Origin of the sequence: Pinirhizobacter sp., assembly GCF_035317885.1 — a bacterium.
Lineage (GTDB): Bacteria > Pseudomonadota > Gammaproteobacteria > Xanthomonadales > Rhodanobacteraceae > Pinirhizobacter.
In genome coordinates, this window is record NZ_DATHFX010000320.1 from 1 (window position 1) to 3,982 (window position 3,982).

Here is a 3,982-nt window from a genome sequence, read left to right on the forward strand (position 1 = left end):
CCAGCAGCACCGCACCCACGGAAATGGCGCAGTCGGCCACGTTAAATACCGGGTAGTAATAGCTACGCCAATACACCTCGATGAAGTCGGTCACCTGGGCCGCGTGCAGGCGGTCGATCAGGTTGCCCACCGCCCCGCCGATCACCAGCGCCAGCGGCAGGGCCGATTTCCAGTCGGCGCGGGGGGTTTTCTTCAGCCATGTGGCCAGGGCAATGCTTATCACCACCGCCAGCAGCACGAAGAACCAGCGCTGCCAGCCGGAACCGGTGGCCAGGAAGCTGAAGGCCGCGCCGGTGTTGAAGGCCAGCGTCCAGTTCAGGAAACCCGGGATCACCGGGTGTGGCAAGCCTGCCGGGGCCAGCGCGTCGAGCGCCCAGAACTTGGTGATCTGGTCCAGCACCACCACCACCAGCGACAGCCACAGCCACGACAGGGCGCTGGCCGGTTTGCCCGTCCTCAGAACCACTGACGCACCTCGCCGGAGCCTGTGACGTTTTCAACGCAGCGGCCGCAGATCTCCGGATGGTCAGGGTGCACGCCCACATCATCGCGAAGGTGCCAGCAGCGGATGCACTTGGAGGCCGTGCGCACGCTCGCCGTCAGCCACGCCTCGCCCTCAGCCAGTTCCACCTTCACGGCATGGGCAGGCTTGGCGGTGAGCGGCGCGAGGGTCAGTTCGGAGGTGATGAAAACGAAGCGGAGTTCGCCGGCGGCGGGGGTGTAGCGGGCCAGCAGTGCGTCGTCCAGGAATACATCCACCTGCGCTTCCAGCGACGCGCCGATGTCACCGGCCTTGCGCATGCCCTCGAGCACGCGCGAGGCGCTGTCGCGGATGGCAAGCAGGTCCGTCCAGTAGCGACGTTGCCCAGGCGTTGCCTGCAGCCCTTCCAGGCCTTCATACCAGGTCTCGAACAGTACCGATTCGCTGCGCTCGCCCTGCATCGATGCCCAGATTTCCTCGGCGGTGAAGCTGGTCATTGGCGCCAGCCAGCGCACAAGCGATTCCAGGATGTGGTACATCGCGCTCTGCGCGCTGCGGCGGCCGGTGCTCGCCGTAGGCATCGTGTAGAGGCGGTCTTTTGTTATATCCAGGTACAGCGCGCCCAGCTCGTTGGTGCAGTAGTTCTGCACGCGTTGCACGACTTCCGGGAAGTCGTAGCGATCATAGGCGGCAACCACGGCCTGCTGGGTGTCCACGCAGGCCTGGATCGCCCACTGGTCCAGCGGCAGGCAATCGGCCGTCGGCAAGAGGTGCTGCGCCGGGTCGAAGCCCTCGAGGTTGCCCAGCAGGAAGCGCGCCGTATTGCGGATGCGGCGATAGGTATCGGCCACGCGCTTGAGGATCTCGTCCGACAGCGACATCTCGTTGCGATAGTCGGTGCTGCAGATCCACAGGCGCAGGATGTCCGCGCCCATGGTCTTCATGATGTCCTGCGGCTCGATGCCGTTGCCGAGCGACTTGGACATCTTGCGGCCCTGGGCATCGACGGTGAAGCCGTGCGTGAGCACTTCCTCGTAGGGTGCGCGGCCGTGGATGGCGGCAGAGGTCAACAATGAGGAATGGAACCAGCCACGGTGCTGGTCGCTGCCTTCCAGGTACATCACCTTGTAATCGCTGGCTCCGCCCGCCTGCAGTTCCGGACGCGCACCGACAACGGCGAAGTGGCTGACACCCGAATCGAACCAGACGTCCAGGACGTCGGTGACTTTCTCGTAGCGGTCGGCCTCGTGGCCCAGAAGGTCATGCGCGTCGAGCGCGAACCAGGCATCGATGCCGCCCACTTCCACCCGCTTGGCGACCTCCTCGAGCAGTTCCACGCTGCGCGGGTGGGGCTCGTGCGTGGCCTTGTCCACGAATAGCGCGATCGGCACGCCCCAGGTGCGCTGGCGCGAGATGCACCAGTCCGGGCGGCCGGCAATCATGCCCGAGATGCGCTCTTCGCCCCAGCCGGGGATCCAGCGCACCTGCTTGATCGAATCCAGCGCCGTACGGCGAAGATCGGCCTGCTCCATCGAGATGAACCACTGCGGCGTGGCGCGGAAGATCACCGGTGAGGTCTTGTGGCGCCAGCAATGCGGATAGCTATGCGTGAGCTTGGCCGAGGCCAGCAGCATGCCGGTGCCACGCAGCGCCTCGACGATGAGGTCGTTAGCCTTCCAGATATGCTGGCCGGCGAGCACGAGGCTGCCGAAAGGCGGCACGTCGGCGCGATACACGCCGCGACCATCGACATAGTTGAGCGGACCGATGCCATAGCCCTGCCCCACCGCGAAGTCTTCCGCGCCGTGGTCCGGGGAGGTGTGCACGGCGCCGGTGCCGTCTTCATCCGAAACGTGCTCCCCCATGACCACCGGTAGCTTGCGGTCGTAGAACGGGTGGTGCAGTAGTTCGTTCTCAAGCACCGCACCCTGGACGCGGCCGAGCGTGCGCACATCGCTTGCGCCATAACGCGCCAGGGCTTTCTCGGCCAGCGCCTCGGCCAGCACCAATAGCAGGCGGCGGCCATCGACTGCCGGGCCTTCTACCAGCACGTAAGGAATCTCGGGCCCGAGGGCCACGGCCTGGCTCGACGGCAGCGTCCACGGCGTGGTGGTCCAGATGGGAACGGCGACGATGGCGTCGCCCGATGCCACGCCGAACTTCGCCGCCAGCGACTTCGGCTCGATGGCGGCATAAGCGACATCGACCGCGGGGGATGTCTTATCGGCGTATTCGATCTCCGCCTCGGCCAACGCCGAGCCGCAGTCGAAGCACCAGTACACGGGCTTTGCGCCGCGCACCACGTGCCCGTTGGAAACGATGCGTGCCAGCGCGCGCAGCATGTCGGCTTCGTACTTGGCATCGAGGGTGCGATAGGGATGTTCCCAATCGCCCAGCACACCCAGGCGCTTGAAGTCCACGCGCTGCAGGTCGATCTGTTCGAGGGCATATTCCCGGCACTTCTGCCGGTAGGCGACGGCATCGAGTTTGTCGCCGACCTTGCCGAATTTCTTCTCGATGGCAATTTCGATCGGCAATCCGTGGCAGTCCCAGCCGGGCACGTACGGCGACCGGTTGCCGGCCAGCAGCTTGGACTTGACCACGACGTCCTTGAGCACCTTGTTCACCGCGTGGCCAAGGTGGATCACGCCGTTGGCGTAGGGCGGGCCGTCGTGCAGCACGAACACACGGTCGCGATGGGCGGTCTTGGCCTGGATCTGCTGGTAGCGACCGACCTTCTCCCAATGCGCCAGCCAGCCCGGCTCGCGCTTGGGCAGGTCGCCGCGCATCGGGAAATCCGTCTGCGGCAGGTTGATCGTGTTCTTGTAGTCCTGGCTCATGTCGGCAACCGGTGATGCGAAAGGATCGTCATGCGTCGACGAGGATGGGATTCATGCCCAGCGCCTGGCGCGCGTGGGTCTCGTCAAGTTTCATTTGTACGGTGAGGGTGTCGAGGTCGGCGAACTTCTGCTCGTCGCGAAGCTTGGTGACGAACTCCACGGCCATGCGGCGCCCATAAAGGTCGCCGGCAAAATCGAACAGGTGCGCCTCGAGCAAGGGCTCGGCCACGCTGTTCACCGTGGGCCGCACGCCAAGGCTCGCCACGCCAGGCCAGCTGCACGGTCCGTCGCCCACGCCGATGCGTACGGAAAAAATGCCCTGGATCGGACTGACCCGCTTGCGAAGATGGATGTTCGCGGTGGGATACCCAAGGGTGCGGCCCAGCTTGTTGCCGTGTTCCACATGGCCCTCGATCACGAACGGCCGCCCCAGCAGCGGAGCGGCCGCGGCGAAGCGGCCTTCGGCCAGCAGCGCACGGACGCGTGAGGACGACACGCGCTCCCCGTCGATCTCGACCGGCGGCAAGGCATGGGCGGTAAACCCCAGTTGCCTGCCCATGCTTTCGAGCATGGCGAAATCGCCCCTGCGGCCGTGGCCGAAACGGAAATCGGCACCCACCCAGACCTCGCGTGCGCTCAACCGCTCCGCCAGGATGTGCGT

3 protein-coding genes are annotated in these 3,982 nt (G+C 65.5%); all 3 read right to left on the reverse strand.

Annotation, left to right across the window (positions count from 1 at the left end):
• Positions 1-466: signal peptidase II (gene lspA, locus VK519_RS10440; protein ID WP_324349593.1), on the reverse strand; the 466-nt coding region annotated here is incomplete at its 3' end.
• A complete protein-coding gene (gene ileS, locus VK519_RS10445; protein WP_324349595.1) occupies positions 457-3,321 on the reverse strand; it encodes an isoleucine--tRNA ligase in 2,865 nt (954 codons plus the stop codon). The genes lspA and ileS, both read right to left, overlap by 10 nt.
• 28 nt (positions 3,322-3,349) lie before the next feature.
• The coding region (gene ribF / locus VK519_RS10450) for a bifunctional riboflavin kinase/FMN adenylyltransferase (protein ID WP_324349596.1) at positions 3,350-3,982 on the reverse strand (633 nt) is incomplete at its 5' end.

Excerpts from the sequence above, each read along its gene's own strand:
- ileS (WP_324349595.1), bottom strand. The coding sequence starts at position 3,321 with ATGAGCCAGGACTACAAGAACACGATCAACCTGCCGCAGACGGATTTC.